4 protein-coding genes are annotated in these 3,794 nt (G+C 72.4%); all 4 read right to left on the bottom strand.

From position 1 onward, the window contains the following. Positions 1-327: hypothetical protein (locus tag WA805_RS21115; RefSeq protein ID WP_425243187.1), on the bottom strand; the 327-nt coding region annotated here is incomplete at its 3' end. A gap of 11 nt (positions 328-338) precedes the next feature. Beyond that, positions 339-1,844: a hypothetical protein gene (locus tag WA805_RS21110; RefSeq protein WP_425243186.1), complete on the bottom strand. Its 1,506-nt coding sequence runs from the start codon at positions 1,842-1,844 to the stop codon at positions 339-341. Next, positions 1,841-3,295: a proton-conducting transporter membrane subunit gene (locus WA805_RS21105; protein WP_425243185.1), complete on the bottom strand. Its 1,455-nt coding sequence runs from the start codon at positions 3,293-3,295 to the stop codon at positions 1,841-1,843. Before WA805_RS21105 ends, WA805_RS21110 begins: the two co-directional genes overlap by 4 nt. A gap of 4 nt (positions 3,296-3,299) precedes the next feature. After that, positions 3,300-3,794: hypothetical protein (locus tag WA805_RS21100; protein ID WP_425243184.1), on the bottom strand; the 495-nt coding region annotated here is incomplete at its 5' end.

Below are 3,794 nucleotides of genomic sequence, written 5' to 3'. Positions count from 1 at the left end.
GATCACCGCCACCGTCTCGTCGGTCTCGGCGACTTGGGGGACGATGAGCGCCTCCCGGGTCAGCGCCGCCGCGCCGGGTCCGGTCGCGCCGGCGGCCCAGGCGAACAGGTCAGGCCGCGCCGCGACGCATCGGCCGCAGAGAATGCACTTCCCCTGGTCGACGCGCACCCGGTCGGCTACCCCGATGGCCCCGGTCGGGCACAGACCATCGACGTCCGGCGCGTCCGCGTCCCCTATGACCGTCACAGGGCCACGCCAGGCGTCGGCGTACTCGTCGGGCTTCTTCGGCCAGCGGGTCGTCACCACCCCGTCGCGTAGTCCCCGCAAGACCCAGAGGCTCACAGCGCGGCGCCGGCAGCCGAGAGGCCGAAGCTGGCCTCGATGAACGGGAAGTCGGTGAGGATGTCGCCGGCGAAGACCTCGTGCATCAGCACCAGGTTGTGGAATGACGCCGAGCGCGGCTGGCAGCTGGTGATCCGCCCGCCGGCGATCGTCACGTCGTAGAACACTTCGCCCTGCGGGGCCTCGGCCCAGCCGAGCGTCCTGCCGTCTCCGGGCTCGCAGGGGACGTTGGGAGTCAGCTGCGTACGTTCCGGAAAATCTGACAGAGCCAGCCGGATGAGACCGAAAGCCTGGGTGACTTCCTCAGCCCGTACCCTGAGCCTCGCCAGCGCATCGCCCCTAGGGGGGATGGGGGGCTGGGCAAGCCCCCCATGCGGGGGGTCACCGGGGGGCCAGGGGGAATGGGGGGCGGGAGCCCCCCATGCGGAGGATAGGCCCCCGGGGAGAAGCACAGCGTAGCCGTCGTAGGGACGGGTGAGCCGCGCGTCGTCGGCGAACCCCGATGCCTTGCCGATCGGGCCGAGCGCGCCGTGCTCGCGGGCCCGCGCCGGAGTGAGCGGGCCGGTGCCGCGCAGCCGGTCAAGGAACGAGGACGTGCCGAGCAGCGCGTGCATGTCGGCGGTGACCTGCTGCTCCAGCGAGGCCAGCCCGGCCAGGATCTCGGCCGGGCGTTTCCGCGGAAACGCCGACACGCCGCCAGGGACCACGACGCCGCGGCCGAATCGGCTGCCGCACATGGCGCTGACCAGCCGCAGCACCCGTTCCTTGTGCAGCGCGAAGCGGGCGGTGGCGACCGCGAGGCCGGCCGCGTCGGCGAGCCGCACCGCGACGTCCAGGTGGTTCGCGATCCGCTCGAGTTCCGCGTACGCCACCCGGACGAGGGCGGCCTCGCGCGGGATCTCGCAGCCGGCGATCGCCTCGACCGCGTGGCAGTAGGCGAGGGCGTGGGCGACGGAGGCGATGCCTTCGGCCCGCTCGGCGAGCAGGACGCCGTCGCCCGCGGTCATGCCGGTGAACCGGCCGGCCACGCCGCGGTGCTTGTAGAAGATCCGCATGTTGAGGTGCGGGATCGCCTCGCCGGGGGTCTCGACCAGGTACTCCATCGACTCGGTCACCCCGGACCTGACCGGGCCGTGCGGGATCGTGAACAGCCCGTATCCCGTCACGTGCCTGGGCAGCGGGTCGCCGGGCTTGACGAGCGGGGCGAGCCGGGGATGACCCTCGGGGACGATCCCGGTCTCGTCGTGGATCAGCCGTTCGTACCAGAACGCCGCGCCGATCGCCGGGGGCGCTAGGGTCAGCGACGGGTAGCCACGGGCGCCGGGCGGCAGCGTCGCCTCCAGCGTGTCGATGCGGCCAGGAGCGGTCACGTAGGCCGACAGAGTGACGGTTCCGCCGCTGCGGAACGCGGACAGGCCGGCGAACCGCTCGCCGCGTCCGGTGCGGCCGGCGAGCGCCTCCCGCAGCGCGGCGACGGCTGGTTCGGTGCTGGTGATCGTCATCGCGCCCCCAGTTGCGCCGCCGCGTGCGTGATCAGGCTGGTCAGCTCGCCGGGCGGGTGGATACCGAGCAGGAACAAGACGGCGAGGCCCGCCAGCACCGGGACGACCATCCAGGCGCTCGGCTCGCCAGGCTCCGCGGTTTGCGTGCCGTCCCTGGCGGGAGACAGGAGCATTCCGGTCGCGGAGGTGATGAGCCCGAAGAAGGCGAGGGTCACCAGGATCACGAGGATCGCCGCGGCGGCGTAGCTGCCGCTGCCCAGGCCGCCGGCCACGATCTGGAATTCGCTGCGGAAGATGCCCGACGGCGGCAGCGCGGACAGCGCGAAGACCGCGAGCAGGAACAGCGGGCCGCTCCACGGCAGCAGCCGCACGCCGTCCCGCATCGCGGCGACCTCCTTGGTGCCGAACTTCACCGTGAACACCCCCGCGCCCATGAACGCGTTGGCCTTCGCCGCCGCGTGCGCCATGACGTGCAGCAGCACCCCGGCCAGCGCGGCCGGCGCGCCGAAGCTCACGCCGATCGCCAGGATGCCCATGTGCTCGACGCTGGAGTAGGCGAGCAGCCGTTTGACGTCCCGCTGGCCGAAGACGTACAGCGACGCGAGCAGCAGCGACGCGACACCGAAGGCCAGCAGCGCGTCCCGCGGGAAGCCGCTGCCCAGAGCCGCCGCGGCGACCTGGTAGAAGCGGAGGATCGCGTAGAAGCTGACCGCGAGCAGCGAACCGGACAGCAGTGCGGACACCGGGGTCGGCGCCTCCGAGTGCGCGTCGGGCAGCCAGGTGTGCACGGGAAACAGGCCGACCTTCGTCCCGTAGCCGACGACCGCGAGCAGGAAGGCAAGCCGGACCGGGGTCTTGGGCAGCTTCGCGGCGACGTCGATCAGCGGCTGGACGGCCAGGTTGTAGTGCTCGCCAAGGACCTGCGCGCCGGCGTAGTAGGCGAAGATCGTCGCCAGCAGTGCCAGGCTGAGGCCGGCGGAGGCGATCAGGACGTACTTCCAGGCGGCCTCCGCGGCCCGGTCGGTGTCCTCGATCGCCACCAGCAGCGCCGAGATGACCGTGGTCACCTCGATCGCGATCCACAGCAGCGCCAGGCTGCCCATCAGGGGAGCGGCCAGCATCGCCCAGGCGAACGCGTTCAGCCCGGCGTAGCAGCGGCGGACGTACCTGGCGTCGCGGCCTTTCAGGTAGCCGGCCGCGTAGACGGCCACCGCCCCGTACAGGAACCCGGTGGCGAGCAGGAAGATCACGCTCACCGCGTCCGCGCGCAGGTAACCGGACAGCTCGCTGAGGTCGCGGTGCGCGGCCTCCGGGACCAGGGCCAGGACCAGGCCGAAGCTCGCGATGCCGGAGACCGCCGTGACGGCGGCGGCCAGCCGGGCGGGGATGGCGAGGCACACGACTCCCGCGGCCAGCGGGAGGATCAGGATGGCCAGCACTACCGCGAGCATCGCGTCACCCCTGCAGCCTGGTCAGGTCGGCGGTGGACAGCGACTCGGCCTTCGTGTGGTGCGCGCGGATCAGCATCCCGAACACGACCACCGCGACCAGCAGGTCGAAAAGGAACGCCGTCTCCAGGATCAGCGGCAGCCCGGCGGCGACCACCAGCGCGGCCAGCGAGACCGCGTTCTCCAGCGTGAGGAAGCCCACCGCCTGGGAAGCCACGTCCCGGCGCACGATCATCAGTCCGAACGCGACGAAGACCATCGCCGCCGCGATCGCCAGCGCGAGCGCCGGGGCGGCCGGTCCAGCGATGTGCAGCCGCCCGAACGTGAAGAACCCGAACGCGGCCAGCCCGATGCAGGCCAGCACCGCGCTGGCCGGGTTCAGCGTGTAGCTGCCCGCGACGCCGGGCGCGTCCTCGCTGACCGGCGCGCCGAGCAGCCTGCGCAGCACCAGCGGCACCACCACGACCTTGAGCGCGCCGGACAGCGCCGCCAGCGCGTACAG

It is taken from the genome of Trebonia sp., from assembly GCF_049794275.1.
In the GTDB taxonomy this organism is placed as follows: Bacteria; Actinomycetota; Actinomycetes; order Streptosporangiales; family Streptosporangiaceae; genus Trebonia.
The sequence above is the reverse complement of the archived record's forward strand: the minus strand, read 5'-3'. Positions and strand labels throughout refer to the sequence as shown.